The following is a 20,934-nucleotide window of genomic DNA, read 5'->3' as shown; positions in this document are numbered from 1 at the left end:
TGATTCTTTATATAGCAAATAGCTATATAATAGGAAAAGAATCATTCATTTACTCCGACTCTGAAAGCAAATAAGTACCAAAAGGATCTTCCATCAGCAAAGCGCTGTCTTTTCGCATTTCCCTGATACATATTTAAGCGATTTTTTATCAACCTCTTGCATACCGGCTCTGATTGACAGCAGGGAGAATGTATAAAACATCCCATTTTTATGTATAGTCCAATTTTAAGCAGACGCAGATTTATTTCTCGCGATATTCCAGCGGAGTCATCTTCACCTTTTTACGAAAGTATTTATTGAAAAAAGAATGATTGTTAAAGCCTAACGAGAAAGCTATTTCTTTCACCGGCAACCGGGTGGTTTTCAATTGGGCCTTCGCATTCATAATAATAATTTCTGTAATGATTGCCAACGGACTGTATCCGCTTGCCCGACGGATGGCACTTGAGAAATGTGCCGCAGTAACCCCACACTTCTCCGCATAAAACGCCACTTCATGCTCTTTGGTATAATGAACCATCAACAACTGTATAAACTGCCTGTACAACTCCTGTTCTCTTCTCAAAGGTTCATCGAGCTTCTTGCCATAGCGTTTATACAATTCTTTCGTTCCCTGCAAAAAAATAGCCAGTACGGAACGTATGATCTCTTTATTTTCTAATGAATGTGGGAGTGTATAAGCACGAATCAGTAAAAGATATACATTCCGGTATAAGCCGGCAACATCCTCTTGCAGAGAAATGACCGGACTGTTCAATATCATAGGCATAAAGTCCAGCAGGATTTCCACATAATTGCCCGAAAGCATAAAATCGGACGAGAAACCGGCAAAAGAAATACGGGTATCGGACGAAACTTCGTGTATCTGAATGAATGAATTAGGAAGAACAACGATGAAATCATTCTTACGAATGACAATCTCCAACAAATTAATGGTAGCTCTGACCATCCCTTCCGTACAAAGCATAAAGACACCGGCTTTTATTTTACAGGGGAAATTACCATAGTAGTTTAAGATATCTCCGGTGATACTGTCATCTGCTATAAAATCAACCGGAAGGTCAAATTTAGGAAAGGATTCGTTCGTTGTCATCGTCAGTTCTTTTTTAATTTACCAAAAATATCCATTTCATCCGGATTCCGGACAACAAGTTCAAAAATGGTATATTATATCCTACAAATAGAACATTATTTTCTTCTTTATTAGAATTGTATTTAAGAAAATAGCAAATATAGAATATTGAATCCCAAGAATGGAGCTTGACGGCAGTCACCTATTAGCCGTACTTTGCATCGTTTTAATAAATATGTTGAAATAAAACCTAGAAGAGAATGAGAACTTTAAAAAGACTTTTTTATGTAGCTTGTACGGCTTTCCTCCTTACATCTTGCGAGGAAACCTATAATGGCAAGCTATTCTGGCCGGGTGAACTCTGCCAGGAGTATGGCTCATACATCAAACCGGCTACCTTGAACCTGACCTACAGCGGGGAGAAACTCGTTGGAAAAACTGTCGATTTTAAAACAGAAGACAGTGAAAAAGGAACCTTGACACTGAATGACATTATCCCGGGAGAGAAACAAACTCCTCTTCCAATCAGTCTGTGCGAACAGGAAGACTCTTATACATTTAGCGGCAAAAACGTCACGATGGGAGGAGCAACCGTGACATATAGCGGTGCCATCACTCCGAAAACAATGAAACTAGATTTGGATGTAGTAATGCCGCAAAGTAAATGGAAGAAAAGTTATGGCATATCCAATTTCACTAAAGGAAAGAAAATGACTGTCACTTACAGCGGAGGGCAATATGTATGGAAAGAAACGAATGAAATCTTAACCGGAGGATTCTATGTCCATCTGGATGACGTGGAACTGACCAAAGCGGGCAGTACACTGTTTTTAAGGATGAAACTGATTCAAAATGCACTTTGCTATTTCATACCGCAACTTCTTCAGACAATCACCCTACAACCCGACGGTAACCTTGTAGCCAATTATACGACGAGTCCCGTTTACATCGGCAGCGTACCGATCAATAACATAGATCCGGATAAAGACGTCGGTACCATCGCAACATTTGTCACCAAGTTTATGATTGGTTTACTGACGGAAAAAGATATCAATAATGCATTGACAGACCGTACATGGACCGCTTCACCTATTAATCTAATCACTTGGACAGAGGAGAGCGGTAAACTTAAAATAAACCTGAACTTACCGGCAATTATCAGTCTGGCAACCAAGGACAGTGAAACTCCTATCGATTCAGGACTGGTTTCCGGAATTATGGAAGCTCTTGCCCAATCCAATCCTGTGCAACTGAAACTGTTGCTCGGAATCGTAAACTCCATGATCGACAATCCATTGCTCGGTATCATAACCAGTATGGATACGGCGAGCTTCCAACAGGTATTCTACTTACTGACCGAAGGAATTATCTTTCATATAGAAGAGGAAGACGGACATACCCATCTTTACTTAACCAAAGAGTCGACAACTGCTTTCATTCAGTTATTGCCCGGACTGCAACCGATAGTGGAAGGAATGTTGCCGGAAAGCATGGCTAACAATACTGTATTTAAAAACCTACTCGGACTTCTCATGGGAAATGACGAAAACGGTCTGCCGGTTTTATGGAATGCAGCCAATACTATTGACTTAGGATTGGATCTTCTGCCACAAGAATAAACATCAACTATGAATATCAAAAAAGAAAACAATGAAGAAAATATATATTCTAACTTTGCTACTATGCTTCACCAGCCTTGGGGGTAGTTTTGCCCAAACGCTGAAAGGACATATATATGATGCAAATACCAATGAGCCATTGGTGGGAGCAGCCGTTACGTATAAGTTACAGGGTAACCAGGGAGTAGTGTCCGACATTCATGGGGCTTATGAAATCAAGCTGCCCGAAGGGGGTGTCGATCTCGTATTCAGTTATGTGGGCTACGAAGATGTACTGATGCCGATCGTAATCGACAGGCGTGAGGTAATCACCAAAAACGTCTACATGAAAGAAAGCACCAAGCTGCTGGAGGAAGTCGTGGTCAGCGCCGGACGCTTTGAACAGAAATTGAGTAATGTCACTATTTCCATGGATGTAGTGAAAGCCGGTGACATTGCCCGCCAGGCACCAACAGATATATCGTCTACCCTCCGCACTCTTCCGGGAGTGGATATTGTTGACAAACAACCTTCCATACGTGGTGGTAGCGGATGGACATACGGAGTAGGTGCACGCAGTCAGATTCTGGTGGATGGTATGAGTACCCTGAATCCCAAGACAGGCGAAATCAACTGGAACACCGTACCTTTGGAGAATATCGAGCAGATTGAAGTAATCAAAGGAGCCTCTTCCGTTTTATATGGTTCATCGGCTTTGAATGGTATCATCAATATCCGCACCGCACGTCCGGGGTTAGCTCCGAAAACACGTTTCAGCGCATATCTCGGTATCTATGGTGATGCGGAGAATGACGAATACCAATGGAGTGATAAGAATTTCTGGAAAGAAGATAAATATTCGGTCAAACCGATTCTGCGCGGAAATCTTCTTAGTGGTGTGCGTAATCCGATTTACGAAGGATTCGATCTCTCCCACGCCCGTCGTATCGGTAATTTCGACGTCAGTGGCAGCCTTAATCTTTTCACCGATGAAGGATACCGCCAGCAAGGACATAACAAACGTTTCCGCATGGGAGGTAACCTAACCTATCACCAACCGGACATGGGAATGAAACTGTTGAACTATGGTTTTAATATCGATTTCCTGTCTAATCAATATGGTGACTTTTTTATCTGGCGTTCACCGACAGAGGTGTACAAGCCCTCTCCTTTCACCAACATGGGCAGGGAAGATAATAATTTCCATATCGACCCGTTTGTCAACTATGTGAATCCGGAAAACGGTACGTCACATAAGATCAAGGGACGTTTCTATTATAGTGCCGACAATATCGTACGTCCTACCCAGGGAGCATCTATCATGGATATTCTGGGCAATATGGGGACAGATGCCCAAACGATACAGAATATTGCAGGCGGTGATTACAGTTCATTCTACCCGGCATTGGTGGGAATCGGTTCAGGACTAATCAATGGTAATCTGGAAGACGCCATGAATGGAGTATTCACTTCATTAGGCAATATCTTCCCTAACGCAACGACTGCCGATTATTGTGATCTGATTTCCTGGGTGATGGACAGCGGGCTACCCAGTGATTTGGGAGGACTGACGAACGGACAATTGCCTGGTGACCTGATTCCCTGGGTGTCCGACGTACTCAATCCTTCACGAAACACTCCTAAGACGCAGACTGATAAAAGCACTAACTATTATCTTGATTATCAGTTCAACAAGAAATGGGACAGTGGCGCACAAATCACTACCGGAGCCACTTATGAGCATGTACGGTATAATTCGGCCATCATGGACGAAGTCTACAAAAGCGATAACATAGCTGCTTTCTTCCAGTACGACCAACGTTTCTGGGACCGTCTAAGCGTATCTGCCGGTGTGCGTGCCGAATACTATCGTGTAAACAATCACCATCGTGAAGCAGAAACAAAGATATTCGGAACTAAAGTTCCATTCCGCCCCGTGTTCCGTGCCGGACTGAACTATCAGTTGGCAGATTACAGTTTTATCCGTGCCAGCTTCGGACAAGGTTACCGTAACCCGTCCATCAATGAGAAATACCTGCGCAAGGATATCGGAGGAGTCGGCGTTTACCCGAATCTGGATATCAAACCGGAAAAAGGGTTTAATGCGGAATTGGGATTCAAGCAAGGATATAAGATTGGTAATTTCCAGGGATTTGTAGATGTTGCAGGATTCTATACACAATATAAGGATATGGTCGAATTCCAGTTCGGACTATTCAATAATACGGACTATACGATGATTAACAGCATCAGTGATGCCATCCGAATGATAACCGGTGGTCAAGGTTTCGGAATCGGAGCACAGTTTCATAACGTATCGAAAGCACAAATCTACGGAGTGGAAATATCAACAAACGGCGTTTATAACTTCAACAAGAACACAAAGTTGTTCTATAACTTAGGGTATGTATACACCGAACCCCGTGATGCGGATTATAAGGAACGCAATGATGCGGAAGCTCTTTATACCGATCCTCTTCAAATGAAAGAAAAATCGAACACCGGAAAGTATTTGAAGTATCGTCCGAAACACAGCTTTAAAGCGACGGTAGATTTCCAGTGGAAACGTATCAATCTGGGTGCAAACGTTGCCTGGAAGAGTAAAATCCTCGCAGTGGATTACCTGATGATGGATGAACGTCCGAAAACACAACTCGACTTGATGGATTACGTTCGCGGCATCGCGTTCGGTTATTCTAAAGGAGAGACTTTGGCTACTTATTGGAAAAAACATAATACGGACTACGCCACTGTGGATATGCGCCTTGGAGTAAAAGCGTCCAAAGAGGTAGCTTTTCAGTTTATGGTCAACAACTTGTTAAATAAAGAATACAGCTACCGCCCGATGGCAGTTGCCGCTCCACGCACGTTTGTTGTTAAGATGGATATTACCTTCTAAATAACTTTTAGAATTTACAACCGATTCAGAAGCGGCTGCACGATGCAGCCGCTTTCTTTTTTTCCGCATCTGTCATCATTTATCTATATATTGCGTATCTTTACCCCGCGAAAACGAGAAAAAACAGTCGATAAAATGAAAAAACAAATCCTACTTATTGCTATCTTATTATGTACAGCCTTTGTACAGGCACAAGAAGTTTTTGTAACCGCAGATTTTGTAAGTAGCTACATCTGGCGTGGTATGGACAGCGGCAACGCAAGTGTGCAACCCTCACTCGGCCTCAACTGGAAAAGCCTGACCGTCTATGCATGGGGTTCTACCGAATTTCGCGAAAAGAATAATGAGATAGACTTATCACTGGAGTACGAATACAAAAACCTGACTCTCTACGCCAATAACTATTTTACTCAAACAGAAGAAGAACCTTTCAAATACTTCAATTACAATTCACATTCCACCGGACATACTTTTGAAGTAGGAGCCGGATATATGCTTAGCGAGAAATTTCCATTATCAGTCAGCTGGTACACCACCTTTGCCGGAAACGACTACCGTGAAAACGGAAAACGTGCCTGGTCCAGCTATTGCGAATTGAGTTATCCGTTCAGCGTAAAAGATGTAAACATGAGCGTCGAAGCAGGTTTTACCCCTTGGGAAAGTATGTACTCCGACAAATTCAATGTAGTCAATATCGGATTATCCGCAACGAAAGAAATCAAAATAACGTCCAACTTCTCTCTGCCCATATTCGGAAAGCTAATAGCCAACCCCTATGAAGAGCAACTTTATTTTGTATTCGGAATTACGTTGTAGATGATTCTTACACTCAATTATTAACAAATAAATTACCCCCATGAAAAAACACTTTCTTATTTTCGGAGCAGGCCTCCTTCTATTAAGTGCCTGTAATTCAGTCAAAGCACCGGAAGCTATCCTGCCCATTCCCGAAGCCAAACAGGTAGAATGGCAAAAAATGGAAACATACGCTTTCGTACACTTCGGACTTAACACATTCAACGACCGCGAATGGGGATACGGTGATTCCGATCCTAAAACATTCAATCCTACCCGACTAGATTGCGAGCAATGGGTACAGACGTTTGTGAAATCCGGCATGAAAGGAGTGATCCTGACAGCCAAACATCACGACGGATTCTGCCTGTGGCCCACTCAACTGACAGAATATTGCATCCGTAACACCCCGTATAAAGACGGAAAAGGCGACATCGTTCGCGAACTATCGGATGCCTGCAAGAAGTACGGCATTAAATTCGCTGTTTATCTGTCTCCCTGGGACAGGCATCAAGCCAACTATGGTTCTCCCGAATACGTAGAATACTTCTATAAACAGCTCAACGAGCTATTAACCAACTATGGTGATGTTTTTGAAATCTGGTTTGACGGTGCCAATGGCGGAGACGGCTGGTATGGCGGAGCAAAAGACAGCCGTACTATCGACCGCAAAACTTATTACGATTATCCGCGAGCCTATAAGTTGATCGACGAGTTGCAACCACAAGCTGTTATCTTCTCGGATGGAGGTCCGGGCTGCCGTTGGGTAGGTAACGAAAACGGATTTGCAGGAGCTACCAACTGGTCTTTTCTCCGTGCCGGAGAAGTTTATCCGGGTTACCCCAAATATCGTGAATTGCAATATGGCCATGCCGACGGCAACCAATGGGTAGCCGCAGAATGTGACGTATCCATCCGTCCGGGATGGTTCTATCATCCGGAAGAAGACGACCGTGTGAAAACAGCAGATGCATTGACCGATCTGTATTACCGTAGCGTAGGTCATAACGCAACATTGTTACTCAACTTCCCGGTCGATCGTGACGGACTGATTCATCCGACAGACTCTGCCAACGCCGTAAACTTCCACCAGAACGTACAAAAGCAACTGGCACACAACCTATTGGCGGGACTTTCTCCCAAAGCATCGGACGAACGGGGAAAAACATTCTCTGCAAAAGCGGTGACCGATGGTGACTATGATACTTATTGGGCTACCAATGACGGTGTCAACTCTGCCACCATCGAGTTTGCCCTGCCTCAAACGGAAAAGATTAACCGCATGATGTTACAGGAATATATACCTCTGGGGCAACGTGTCAAATCATTCGTTGTAGAATACAACCAGGAAGGCGAATGGCTTCCGGTAAAATTGAATGAAGAGACGACCACTATCGGATATAAACGTCTTCTTCGTTTCGAAACAGTCACCACAGATAAGATCCGTGTACGTTTTACAGATTCGCGAGCTTGCCTCTGTATCAATAACATAGAAGCCTACTATGCAGGAGAGACTTCCGATACATATACCGCAAAAGCAGAAGAGTTGAAGAGTTATCCGTTCACGCTCACCGGAGTAGATGCGGAGGAAGCACAAAAATGTATGGATAAAAACAATCAGACCACCTGCTTCATCAACGGAAATACATTATTGATTGATTTGGGAGAGGAACGCACAATTACCTCCTTCCATTATCTCCCCGACCAGAGTGAATATAATAAAGGAATAATCAGCTCTTATGAAATCTCTGTCGGAACGGATAGTAATGCTGTCAATCAGGTAGTAGCCAAAGATGAATTTTCCAATATAAAGAATAATCCGATTCTGCAATCGGTTTACTTTACTCCGGTTAACGCCCGCTATGTCCAACTGAAAGCAACACGGATGATACATGATGGTGAACCAATGGGACTGGCCGAAATCGGTATACAATAAAATAAGTAACTGTCATTTTAACACTTAAAGAGAATAAATAGCTGTATCTCTTGACTTCTCGAATAATTTATATAACTTTGTTCGTAAATAAAAAGCAATAAATATGAAACGTCCACAAATTGTAGAACGAATACGGAAGGCTTTAACACAGGTGGCACCGGAAGCTCAAGCCATTTTATATGGTAGTGAGGCACGTGGGGATGCCCGTCCTGATAGCGATATTGATTTATTGATATTGGTTGACGGTAATAAATTGACCGTCAAAGAAGAAGACCGTATCATCACTCCGCTCTACGATATAGAAATAGAAACGGGAGTGCAAATAAATGCACGTGTCTTGCTGAAAAAGATTTGGGAAAACCGTCCTTTTCAGACACCTTTTGGTATGAATGTAATGAAAGAGGGGATCGTACTATGAAAGAACAATTAAACAGGGAAAATATTGAGGCACTGTCAGCTTACCGTTTTCTACGTGCTAAAGAAACGCTGAAAGAAATACCCTATCTAAAACAACAAGGCTATTATAATACAGCTGTAAACCGTCTTTATTATGCCTGTTATTATGCAGCAGTCGCTCTGCTTATTAAACACGAGATAAATCCTGGTACCCATGCAGGTGTCAAACAGATGATAGGATTGCATTTCGTCGCTACCGGTCGTATGTCACGTGAATTGGGACGTTGTTTTTCCTTACTTTTCGAACGTCGGCATAGTAGTGATTATGATGATTTTGCCTATTCAAGTGAGGAAGAAATAGACGAATTGCTGCCTAAAGCAACTGACTTTATTGAAGCCATCGAAGTTCTGCTGAAGGAATAAAAGGATGTTATATTTGTAACTTCCATTTCTATTCCGCCATTTTAAGAACCCTATAAAAACCCTCCTATTTTGCTCAAAATTCTTAAACCTGTGCATTTTTTACTCGGATTTCTTGTCAGAACCAAGTGTTTGAGTAAATTTGCACGCTGATAGTTAACCGGATAGTTTGGATAGCAAGAGATTACTACTTGACTACTGGCTGCTAACTTGTAGAAATACTAATACTAAAATTTATAGCATGAGTTTGAAAATTGTTGTATTGGCAAAACAAGTTCCCGACACACGTAACGTTGGGAAAGATGCCATGAAAGCCGACGGAACGATTAACCGCGCGGCACTCCCCGCCATCTTCAACCCCGAAGACCTGAATGCTCTCGAGCAAGCTCTCCGATTGAAAGATGCTCATCCAGGCTCTACCGTAACCGTTCTGACAATGGGACCGGGACGGGCAGCCGACATTATTCGTGAAGGACTTTTCCGTGGTGCAGATAACGGTTACTTATTAACCGACCGTGCTTTCGCTGGTGCAGACACACTGGCTACGTCTTACGCACTTGCCACTGCCATCCGCAAAATCGGTGAGTATGACATTATTATCGGTGGTCGCCAAGCAATCGACGGTGACACGGCACAAGTGGGTCCGCAGGTAGCAGAAAAGCTGGGATTGACGCAAATCACATACGCAGAAGAAATCCTGGAAGTGGGCGATGGTAAGATTAAGGTGAAACGTCACATCGACGGTGGTGTTGAAACTGTAGAAGGCCCGTTGCCTATCGTGATTACTGTCAACGGTTCTGCAGCTCCTTGCCGTCCGCGTAACGCTAAATTGGTTCAGAAATACAAGCATGCCAAAACTGTGACTGAAAAACAGCAAGGCAATCTTGATTATACCGACCTGTACGACAAGCGCGATTATCTGAATCTGGCAGAATGGAGCGTAGCCGACGTAAACGGTGACCTCGCACAATGCGGTCTGTCCGGTTCGCCGACAAAAGTGAAAGCCATCCAGAACATCGTGTTCCAGGCTAAAGAGAGCAAAACCATCAGCGGCAGCGACCGTGACGTGGAAGACCTGATTGTTGAACTATTAGCTAACCACACCATCGGATAATCATGAATAACTTATTTGTATATTGCGAAATAGAAGAAGGTAACGTTTTAGACGTCAGCCTCGAACTTCTCACCAAAGGTCGTTCGTTAGCCAACCAGTTGAACTGTCAACTCGAAGCAGTGGTTGCCGGAACCGGCCTCAAAGATATTGAAAAACAAATCCTTCCTTACGGAGTAGACAAACTTCACGTTTTCGACGGCGAAGGACTTTACCCTTATACTTCACTTCCTCACACAGCTATTCTGGTGAACCTTTTCAAAGAGGAACAGCCGCAAATCTGTCTGATGGGTGCCACTGTAATCGGTCGTGACCTCGGTCCGCGCGTTTCTTCTGCTTTGACCAGCGGATTGACTGCCGACTGTACTTCACTTGAAATCGGTGACCACGAAGACAAGAAAGAAGGCAAGACTTACAAGAACCTGTTGTATCAGATCCGTCCGGCTTTCGGCGGTAACATCGTTGCTACGATTGTGAACCCGGAACACCGCCCGCAGATGGCAACCGTTCGCGAAGGTGTGATGAAGAAAGAAATCCTCTCTCCGACTTATCAGGGAGAAGTGATCCGTCACGATGTGAAAAAATACGTAGCCGATACGGACTATGTAGTGAAAGTAATCGAACGCCACGTAGAAAAGGCAAAGAACAACCTGAAAGGTTCTCCGATCATCATAGCCGGCGGATACGGTGTAGGCTCGAAAGAGAACTTCGACCTGTTGTTCGACCTCGCTAAAGAACTTCACGCAGAAGTAGGTGCCAGCCGTGCTGCTGTTGACGCAGGTTTCGCAGATCACGACCGCCAGATCGGTCAGACAGGTGTTACGGTTCGTCCGAAACTCTACATCGCTTGCGGTATCTCCGGACAGATTCAGCATATCGCCGGTATGCAGGAAAGTGGTATCATCATCTCCATCAATAACGATCCGGATGCTCCGATCAACACAATTGCCGATTACGTAATCAACGGAACTATCGAAGAAGTTGTGCCGAAGATGATTAAGTATTATAAACAAAATAGCAAGTAAGGAAAGATGGCTAATTATTATACAGACATACCGGAACTCAAGTTTCACTTGAACAATCCGATGATGAAACGTATTTGCGAACTCAAAGAACGCAATTACAGAGATAAAGATGAATTCGATTATGCTCCGCTGGACTTCGAAGATGCTGTAGACTCTTATGACAAAGTGTTGGAGATTACTGGAGAAATCACAGGAGAAATCATTGCCCCTAACGCAGAAGGTGTAGACGAAGAAGGTCCTCACTGTGCCAATGGTCGCGTAGAATATGCATCAGGAACCAAACAGAACCTGGACGCAATGGTAAAAGCCGGCTTGAACGGTATGACCATGCCACGTAAATTCGGCGGTTTGAACTTCCCGATCACCCCGTACACCATGTGTGCAGAAATCGTGGCTGCTGCCGATGCAGGTTTCGGAAACATCTGGTCATTGCAAGACTGTATCGAAACTCTTTATGAGTTTGGCAATCCCGACCAACACAGCCGCTTTATCCCACGCATCTGCCAAGGTGAAACCATGTCAATGGACTTGACAGAACCGGATGCTGGCTCCGACCTTCAATCTGTTATGCTGAAAGCTACTTACAGTGAAAAAGACGGATGCTGGTTACTGAACGGTGTGAAACGTTTCATCACAAATGGTGACGCGGATATTCACCTCGTACTGGCACGTTCGGAAGAAGGAACGAGAGACGGCCGTGGTTTGTCTATGTTCATCTATGACAAGCGTCAGGGTGGCGTGAACGTACGTCGTATCGAAAACAAACTCGGTATCCACGGTTCTCCTACCTGCGAATTGGTATATAAGAATGCAAAAGCTGAACTTTGCGGTGACCGCAAGCTCGGTTTGATTAAATACGTAATGGCTCTGATGAACGGTGCCCGTCTGGGTATTGCCGCACAATCTGTAGGATTGAGCCAGGCAGCTTACAATGAAGGTTTGGCATACGCTAAAGACCGTAAGCAGTTCGGAAAAGCAATTATCGAATTCCCGGCTGTATATGACATGCTGGCTATCATGAAAGGTAAACTGGATGCCGGACGTGCTTTACTGTATCAAACATCTCGCTACGTAGACATCTACAAAGCATTGGACGACATCGCCCGCGAACGTAAACTGACTCCGGAAGAACGCCAGGAACAAAAGAAATATGCTAAATTAGCAGACAGCTTTACTCCGCTGGCTAAAGGTATGAACTCTGAATATGCCAACCAAAACGCTTACGACTGTATTCAGATTCACGGCGGTTCAGGTTTCATGATGGAATATGCTTGCCAACGCATCTATCGCGACGCACGCATCACCAGCATCTACGAAGGAACTACCCAGTTGCAGACAGTAGCCGCTATCCGTTACGTAACCAATGGTTCGTACATCGCTACTATTCGCGAGTTTGAAACCATTCCTTGCTCACCGGAAATGGAACCGCTGATGTCTCGTCTGAAAAAGATGGCTGACAAATTCGAAGCAAGCACCAATGCAGTGAAAGAAGTACAAGACCAGGAATTGCTTGACTTCACCGCTCGCAAACTGGTGGAAATGGCTGCTGACATTATCATGTGTCACCTGTTGATTCAAGATGCCAGCAAGTCTTCCGAACTGTTCTCCAAATCCGCACATGTATATTTGAACTATGCAGAAGCGGAAGTAGAAAAGCACTCAAACTTCATCGAAAACTTCGATAAAGAAGACTTGGCATTCTACAAAAAGTAATAAATACTCTATCAAATCTCATAAAAGCATCCCTTCTTAGGAAGTGGATGCTTTTTTATTTGTCACATTCTATTATTTTTCATTATTATTCTATACATTTGTCAGTGAGATAAGTAATTTTTAATCGACGACTCTATATAAGAATAGAAATATGGCACTCAAACCTTCATATAACGACAAACTGCATTTACCGGGTTTATCAAAAACAGAAATCCTTATACTGGCTCTTGAAGCTTCGCAAAAGCTGGAGTGGAATATCGAGGAAGTGACTCCGGAAGGAGCACGATTCGAAGTCCCGTTCAATATGTATTCTCATGGAGAGGAAATAACCTTTACCATAGAACCGGGAAACGACGGAGAAGTAGCTGTGCGCAGCCAATCCTCTTCCGTACAATTTGTAGACTATGGAAAGAACAGAAAAAATATACAAAAGCTACGGGAGACGATGGAAGAAATAAAAACATCCCTTACCCCGGAAGAGCTAACCCAAAAGGCAAAAGATTTCGAGGAAGAGTGTAACCGTCCGCTCACAGAAGAAGAGAAAGCCTATCTGGAAGAAGAAAAGAAGAGGAACTCTTTCTGGTCGTTCTTTATTCCCCGCAAAGGTTTTATAGCAACGCCTATCCTGATAGACCTCAACATCCTTGTATTTATTGTGATGATTGCATCCGGAGTGGGAATCATGTCTCCTTCCACCTTATCACTGCTGAAATGGGGAGCCGACTTCGGACCGCTGACCCTTACAGGCGACTGGTGGCGTGCAGTGACCTGCAACTTCATACACATCGGTGCTTTTCATCTCCTGATGAATATGTATGCCTTCATGTATGTAGGTCTTCTACTGGAAGATCTGATAGGAAGCCGTCGGATGTTCATGTCCTATTTACTGACCGGACTATGTTCGGCAGTATTCAGTCTTTATATGCACGGCGAGACAATCAGTGCCGGAGCCTCCGGAGCTATCTTCGGACTTTACGGTATATTCCTCGCCTTCCTCTTCTTCCATCGCATCGCAAAGGAACAACGAAAAGCATTATTGACCAGTATCCTTATTTTTGTCGGTTACAATCTGGTTTATGGCATGAAAGCTGGGATTGATAACGCTGCACATATCGGCGGGTTATTAAGCGGTTTCCTACTGGGAATCATCTATGTATGCAGCTATAAATTTGAAAAAGCCGATGCGCAACGTACCGTTTCAATCCTTGGGGAGCTTGGTATCTTTTGCATTTTCCTGTTCAGCTTCTTGATGCTTTGCAAGAACGTTCCCCCTCTTTATCAGGACATACGCGGCGAATGGGAAAGCGGTATTGTAGAAGCCTATCTGAATGGTGAACTGGAAGAAGAAAACGAGAACGGCAACCAAGCTGGCAGGAAGACTGCCAACAGTTCTTCTACCAGCCAATATCCTCCATACGTTCCGGTAGGTAATAACGATACATGGCTTTCTTATTACGATGCAGAAACAAATTTCAGTTGCCAGTATCCTACCAACTGGAGGAAAATAACAGGAGCGAAAGGATTGACTCCCAGCGCAGAACCTCCGTTGCTTAGGCTCGTCAACGGCGCCAACCAACTGACGGTTACCGCTCTGACCTACGATACACAAAAAGAGTTTGAACATATCAAGAAGTTATCGCTCACTCTCCCGCGAAATGCACAAGGAGAACCAGCGGAAGACTATAAGCAGAGCAATGTCAACATCAACGGGCTATCCATGACAAGAACTACAAACCCTCTGCACATCGGAGCTCCTGATGAACCGGGAGAAGACATACAACAAATTGTATTACACTATTTCCAAGAAAGCAAGAAGCGAACTTTTACCATTGTTATGCTTGTCTATGACGAAGAAGCCGAAACCGATCTGAATGCTATTACATCAAGTATTCAGATCACCCAATAAAGAGAATATGAGAGTATATGTCCAAGTCAAACAATTAGGAAAGCGAAAGTGCAATATCGAAAAGATTCCTGTCGATTTTCCTGTTCCGCCTGTCGATGTACAGGGGTTGATTGAAGCCATCGTCAGTTGGCAAGTCTGTGAATATAATGAACGCTTGCAACAAAGCGAAGTACTGAAATACCTCACACAGGAAGAAGTGGAAAATAAAACAGCTTCCGGCAAGGTTGGTTTTGCAGTAAACTATAACGGCAAACCTGCCGCAGAAGTAGAAGCAATCACCAACGCCCTGCAATCTTACGAGGACGGAATTTTCCGTATCTTCATTGACGATACGGAAACTGAAGACTTATCCTCTCCCACCGGACTCAAAGAAGAATCTACCATCACCTTCATCCGATTGGCTATGCTGTCGGGAAGACTTTGGTAATCATTTTCTTATAAACACACTTAAAACGAAAATAATCATGAGACTCATTTATAATGACGCATTAAACAAACGGATTGCTCCGTACCTGGAAAGGTTAACGAAAAAGAGAACCAGTTTAGACAAAGAGACAATGACACTGTTGGATGTATTTATGCAATACTTCAACATGGATACCCGGTATGGCACATACAGCGATAAACTAGAGCCTTGCATCATACATATTATTCAGGAAGAGAAGATAAAGAGTGTTGCCAATCTTTTCGACGGAAAGTTGAACAAAGTGCTCCGTTATCTATTGGGAGACGAATATGCTAACCTGTTCCACACCTATCTGAAGCTCAAAGCACGGTGTCCGTACACTCATGGATATTCGCGCCGGTCACAGCGGTCGGCGAATCCCCTTCTGCATTTCAGTCACATCATAGATGCGCTGACGGAATTTCTAAAACTACGTGCCACCGGATTCAGCGAACAAGCCATACTGAACGGAGGAAACACTCCGGAAGAAATAGAAACATACAAGGATGCGATGAACTGTCAAAACTGGATGGCCGCCCAAATAGCAGAAGGCAACCAGACTGTCATTGAATACCTCAACAACGTATTGACCAGCGAGAATAATGCCAACCGCCTCAACCAGGGACATCTCCAGGCTATCGCCGTGAGCGGTTACCGCCCGTTGCTGGAACTGGAAGGGAAGTTACTGCTGGCAGCCAAACTGCAGGAAGGTCTCCGTCAGGCTATCGTGGAAACGATGGACGAAGGATGCCCCGAAAGTTATCTCCATCTGTTCTCGGTGATCTGCGACAACGGCCTGCAACGATTTGCCTCCGTGAAACGCGGCATTGCAGTCTGTACGGGTATCGGAGAACAAGACAGCAGCGAGCGTATCACCAACAAATATGTGGAACTGATCCGCCGTTTTCTGAACGACCGGGAACAAGCACGCAAAGCCCTCCAAAGCAAAGATACGGTCGAACTTTATCTGGCTCTATGGAGTATCGGATTCTACAATACGGAAGAAATCCAGGCACTTGTTCCGGGAATAATTAAAGACGGTGCCAAATATCAGGTGCAGACCTTACTTTACTTTTTACGCTGTACGCAATACTCCGGCATGAACCACCGCATCAGTAAAGATGCTTTTGAAAAATGGTATAACGAACCGTCGGTAGTGGCGGCTATCCTGCCACTGTATCTGTCCGGACTCTATCTTAGCCGGTACGGAGGACATAAGGACGCCCCGTCGCTCCATGATTATTTTGATAGCAAAGAAGAAGCGATCCGCCATTATGACTATCTGAAGAACGTCTATCAGTCCATCTCTGCCAAAGAGATTTATTCTCCATACGTATTCCCATGGGAAAGTGCAGAGCTCACCCGTTCGGAAATCGTTCTCAAGATGGCGTATATCACCTGGATGACCAACGATTCTGCATTAAAAGACGATCTTTGCACCTGTCTGCCTTCTTTGGATACCTATATGCGGGCAGGCTATATCGGCGTCGTATTAAATCCCCCAACCAGCCATTTACAGGAAGAATATGTGCTGCAATCACTGGGCGACCGTTCGCAGGACGTTCGTGACGAAGCCTACAAAGTCTTGTCCGAGATGACTTTGGCGCCCGAACAGAATCAGAAAGTAGAAGAGTTGCTGCGCTTCAAATATAGTGAGATGCGTATCAACGCCATCAATCTATTGATGAAACAGCCGAAAGAACAACTGTCCGACAGTATCCGCCGCTTACTAACAGACAAGGTGGCCGAACGCCGCCTGGCCGGATTGGATATGATGAAGACTATCCACAACGTAGAATTTCTGCAAGATACCTATCAGGAACTGATCCCCACCGTCAAAGAAATTCAGAAACCGAACGCGAAAGAAAAAGTGTTGATAGAATCTCTGATTGGAGACGGAACGGAAGAAAACACCGCACAGCACTATACCAAAGATAACGGCTTCGGTCTGTACGACCCGGCTCTTGAAGTCAATCTGCCGGAGATTACCCAGGATAAAGGATTCAACGTGAAAAAAGCATTCGAATTCATTTGTTTCGGAAGGGCCAAACTCGTATTTAAAAAACTAAGCAAATACATCGAAATCTATAAGAACGAAGAGTTCAAGAATGGATACGGAGAAGCACGCCTGGTAGGCAACAGTGTCCTGATAAACTGGAGTAACTACGGAGGATTGAGCGGACTCGGTTTCCCGGAGCTGTGGAAGGCCTTCTACGAAGAAGAAATAGGAAGCTATGACAAATTACTGATGATGAGTTTCATGCTTGCATCGACAGGCGCTCCTAAAGACGATGACGACTACGATGAAGAGGATGAAGAAGACATCAAGGCAGACCAGAAATCAAGCAACACTTTCGAGCCGCTTGTTAACCGGATGTATGCCGGCATCACTTACCGCGGATTGCAGAAGGAACTCCGCAAGATGCCGTACTACGAACAGATGAGTGATATTATCGAAGCATTGTCATACGAGTATAAAGACGAAGCAGTCTACCAACGATTGGCTGTCAATATGCTGCTCCAACTGTTGCCTTTGCTGAATACTAAAAACATTTTCCGCCAGTACACCAACAAGCATGCATGGCTTCGGGACAAACTGGAATATGGAGAAAAAGAGATCGTTTACCCGATACATAACAACAAGTTCGTGAATTTCTGGCTTGAAATGCCTCAAAAGCCCATGAGTGATGATCTGTTTATCCGCTACTTCACGGTGCGCTACCAACTTTACAAGCTCACCAACTACATGGAACACACACCCGAACTGGAAGAAACAGACTCTTACCTTCATGCCACAGACTTCGCCCGTGCATGGATGCTCGGAATCATCCCGACAGAAGAAGTATACCGCGAAATGATGGGACGCATCAGCTCGCCCACCCAGATCAAGGCAATCACCACGGTATTGAACGACAACGTTCGTTTCAATAAGGAAAAAGAAAGGTACGCCGACATCAAAAACGTCGATTTCTCTCTCTTCCGTTCTCTTGCACAGAAGATAGTAGACCGGATTCTTGAAATCGAACTAAAACGGGGAGACTCCGAGACACAAGTAACCAGCCTTGCAGAGGAATTAAGTTATATTTATGGAGCGGACACATTTATCCACATTCTGCAAGCATTCGGCAAAGATACGTTCATACGCGACAGCTACAACTGGGGCAGTACCAAACGAGGTGTATTGAGTAGCTTGCTCCATGCTTGCCATCCCCTGCCGACAGATACCAGCGAAAATCTGAAGAAACTGGCGAAGCAAGCCGAAATCAGTGACGAACGACTGGTAGAAGCCGCCATGTTCGCTCCGCAATGGATTGAACTGACCGAAAAGGCAATAGGCTGGAAAGGACTGACAAGTGCCGCCTATTATTTCCACGCCCATACCAATGAAACATGTGACGACAAGAAAAAAGCAATCATCGCCCGCTACACCCCTATCGACGTGGAAGACTTGCGGGAAGGTGCTTTTGATATCGACTGGTTCAGGGATGCATTTAAGACAATTGGCAAACGACGCTTCGAAGTGGTCTACAATGCCGCCAAATATATCTCATGCAGCAATAGCCATACCCGTGCCCGCAAGTTTGCCGATGCCACCAACGGTGCAGTGAAGGCGGCAGATGTAAAGAAAGAAATAGTTGCCAAACGCAACAAAGACTTATTGATGAGCTACGGCCTCATCCCATTGGGACGGAAACCGGACAAAGAACTGCTGGATCGTTATCAATACCTGCAAAAGTTCCTGAAAGAGAGTAAGGAGTTCGGTGCTCAAAGGCAGGAAAGCGAAAAGAAAGCGGTAAACATCGCCCTGCAAAATCTGGCGCGTAACTCCGGCTACGGAGACGTTACCCGTCTGACCTGGAGCATGGAAACGGAACTAATCAAAGAACTTCTCCCCTACCTGTCTCCCAAAGAGATAGACGGCGTAGAAGTGTATGTGCAAATCAACGAGGAAGGCAAATCGGAAATTAAACAAATCAAAGACGGCAAAGAGCTCAACAGTATGCCTGCCAAACTGAAAAAGCATCCGTATATAGAAGAACTGAAAGCGGTACACAAAAAGCTGAAAGACCAGTATACCCGCTCCCGCGTGATGCTGGAACAGGCGATGGAAGACTGTACCCGTTTTGAAGAAAACGAATTGCGCAAGTTGATGCAGAACCCTGTCATCTGGCCATTGTTGAGACATCTTGTCTTTATCTGTAACGGACAGACGGGCTTCTACACCGACGGATTGCTGGTGACTGTGAATGCCGTTTGCCTACCGTTAAAACCGAAAGACGAGTTACGCATCGCCCATCCCACAGACTTGTACGCAAGCGGTGACTGGCACGCTTATCAGAAATTCCTGTTCGACAAAGCAATCCGCCAACCTTTCAAACAGGTGTTCCGTGAACTCTACGTTCCGACTCCGGAAGAAGTGGAAGCCACTCAATCCCGCCGTTATGCCGGCAATCAGATTCAACCGCAGAAAACGGTTGCCGTACTGAAAGGCCGTCGCTGGGTAGCCGACTACGAAGACGGTTTGCAAAAGATCTATTACAAAGAGAACATCATCGCCACCATCTATGCGATGGCAGACTGGTTCTCTCCTGCCGACATCGAAGCTCCGACGTTAGAATATGTCTGCTTCCACAACCGCAAGGACTACAAGCTGATGAAAATCTCGGAGATTCCTCCTGTCATCTTCTCGGAAGTGATGAGAGACGTAGACTTGGCAGTAAGTGTAGCCCATGCCGGAAGCGTCGATCCGGAAACCAGCCACTCTACCATCGAGATGCGCAGCGTGCTGGTGGAACTGACAATGCCGTTGTTCCATTTCAAGAACGTGACGATAAAAGGAAGTTTCGCTCACATCGAAGGCAAACTGGGTAAGTACAATATCCATCTGGGCAGCGGCGTGATCCATCAGGAAGGCGGCGCGCAAATTGCCGTTCTTCCGGTACATTCGCAAAATCGCGGACGCCTGTTCCTGCCTTTTGTAGATGAAGATCCGAAGACAGCCGAGATCTTGACTAAGATTATCTTCTTTGCAGAAGACGATAAGATAAAAGACCCGAGCATCCTGAACCAAATCAAATAGAAAAGAGATGGCAGAGAATTTAATCATCGGCACAGGAAATAAGGAAGATAAATACCGGGAGTTACTTCCGCAACTACACGCTCTGGTAAGTACGGAAACGGATCTCATAGCTAACCTTGCCAACGTTGCAGCAGCGCTCAAACAGACTTTCGGTTTCTTTTGGGTAGGCTTTTACCTTGTGAAAGAGGATGAACTCGTACTGGGTCCGTTTCAGGGTCCCATTGCCTGCACCCGCATCCGCCTCGGCAAAGGAGTTTGCGGCACAGCTTGGAAAGAGGCCCGGACACTGATTGTTCCTGACGTAGAACAGTTTCCCGGACACATTGCTTGTAGTTCGGACTCGAAATCGGAAATAGTAGTACCGATCCTCCAACAGAGTGAAGTCATTGGAGTGCTGGATATTGACAGTGATGAACTGGATAGTTTCGACACCATCGACGCACGCTATCTGGAAGAGATTTGTACGTATATTGGATAAGTTGACAACCATGCAAACGTCCTGAAAAAACAGAGGCTCTGATTGAGTGAATCAGAGCCT

The 20,934-nt window shown here is 44.8% G+C and carries 14 protein-coding genes; 13 read left to right on the top strand and 1 reads right to left on the bottom strand.

What is annotated here, in order from left to right; translation table 11 throughout:
- Window positions 1–241: 241 nt before the first annotated feature.
- Entirely contained in the window at window positions 242–1,093 is an 852-nt protein-coding gene (locus HMPREF0106_RS18415) for a helix-turn-helix domain-containing protein (RefSeq protein ID WP_032851078.1), read from the bottom strand.
- 239 nt (window positions 1,094–1,332) lie between these two features.
- On the opposite strand from HMPREF0106_RS18415, the gene HMPREF0106_RS18420 reads away from it, so the two are divergent.
- The 13 genes from HMPREF0106_RS18420 (at window position 1,333) to HMPREF0106_RS18480 (ending at window position 20,874) form a co-directional block, all read left to right on the top strand.
- Window positions 1,333–2,691, top strand: a complete 1,359-nt coding sequence (locus HMPREF0106_RS18420) for a DUF4925 domain-containing protein (protein ID WP_009039299.1) — start codon at window positions 1,333–1,335, stop codon at window positions 2,689–2,691.
- A gap of 31 nt (window positions 2,692–2,722) precedes the next feature.
- Entirely contained in the window at window positions 2,723–5,569 is a 2,847-nt protein-coding gene (locus HMPREF0106_RS18425) for a TonB-dependent receptor (RefSeq protein ID WP_009039298.1), read from the top strand.
- 135 nt (window positions 5,570–5,704) lie between these two features.
- On the top strand, window positions 5,705–6,385 hold the full coding sequence (locus tag HMPREF0106_RS18430; protein ID WP_009039297.1) for a hypothetical protein: 681 nt from the start codon (window positions 5,705–5,707) through the stop codon (window positions 6,383–6,385).
- A 40-nt stretch (window positions 6,386–6,425) separates the two neighbouring features.
- Complete coding sequence (locus HMPREF0106_RS18435; RefSeq protein WP_009039296.1) at window positions 6,426–8,300, top strand: alpha-L-fucosidase; 1,875 nt, start codon at window positions 6,426–6,428, stop codon at window positions 8,298–8,300.
- Window positions 8,301–8,403: 103 nt separating this feature from the next.
- The gene (locus tag HMPREF0106_RS18440; protein WP_009039295.1) at window positions 8,404–8,718 is read left to right on the top strand and encodes a nucleotidyltransferase domain-containing protein; all 315 of its coding nucleotides are present in this window, start codon (window positions 8,404–8,406) and stop codon (window positions 8,716–8,718) included.
- Window positions 8,715–9,119: a HEPN domain-containing protein gene (locus HMPREF0106_RS18445; protein ID WP_009039294.1), complete on the top strand. Its 405-nt coding sequence runs from the start codon at window positions 8,715–8,717 to the stop codon at window positions 9,117–9,119. Before HMPREF0106_RS18440 ends, HMPREF0106_RS18445 begins: the two co-directional genes overlap by 4 nt.
- Window positions 9,120–9,357: 238 nt before the next feature.
- Window positions 9,358–10,230, top strand: coding sequence for an electron transfer flavoprotein subunit beta/FixA family protein (locus HMPREF0106_RS18450; protein WP_004314244.1), 873 nt, complete (start codon window positions 9,358–9,360; stop codon window positions 10,228–10,230).
- A 2-nt stretch (window positions 10,231–10,232) separates the two neighbouring features.
- A complete protein-coding gene (locus HMPREF0106_RS18455; protein WP_007748503.1) occupies window positions 10,233–11,252 on the top strand; it encodes an electron transfer flavoprotein subunit alpha/FixB family protein in 1,020 nt (339 codons plus the stop codon).
- Between the two features lie 6 nt (window positions 11,253–11,258).
- Window positions 11,259–12,965 carry an acyl-CoA dehydrogenase family protein gene (locus tag HMPREF0106_RS18460; RefSeq protein ID WP_008644789.1) on the top strand — a complete coding sequence of 569 codons (1,707 nt, stop codon included), beginning with the start codon at window positions 11,259–11,261 and terminating at the stop codon, window positions 12,963–12,965.
- 151 nt (window positions 12,966–13,116) lie between these two features.
- A complete protein-coding gene (locus HMPREF0106_RS18465; RefSeq protein WP_009039293.1) occupies window positions 13,117–14,871 on the top strand; it encodes a rhomboid family intramembrane serine protease in 1,755 nt (584 codons plus the stop codon).
- 7 nt (window positions 14,872–14,878) lie between these two features.
- Window positions 14,879–15,298: a hypothetical protein gene (locus HMPREF0106_RS18470; protein ID WP_008644787.1), complete on the top strand. Its 420-nt coding sequence runs from the start codon at window positions 14,879–14,881 to the stop codon at window positions 15,296–15,298.
- A gap of 37 nt (window positions 15,299–15,335) precedes the next feature.
- A complete protein-coding gene (locus tag HMPREF0106_RS18475; protein ID WP_009039292.1) occupies window positions 15,336–20,396 on the top strand; it encodes a DUF4132 domain-containing protein in 5,061 nt (1,686 codons plus the stop codon).
- A 7-nt stretch (window positions 20,397–20,403) separates the two neighbouring features.
- Complete coding sequence (locus HMPREF0106_RS18480; protein ID WP_009039291.1) at window positions 20,404–20,874, top strand: GAF domain-containing protein; 471 nt, start codon at window positions 20,404–20,406, stop codon at window positions 20,872–20,874.
- The last annotated feature ends 60 nt before the right edge of the window (window positions 20,875–20,934 follow it).

This window comes from Bacteroides sp. D22, from assembly GCF_000163675.1.
In the GTDB taxonomy this organism is placed as follows: Bacteria; Bacteroidota; Bacteroidia; order Bacteroidales; family Bacteroidaceae; genus Bacteroides; species Bacteroides xylanisolvens.
Note: the sequence above shows the minus strand (reverse complement) of the source record. Positions and strands in the feature narration are given on the sequence as shown.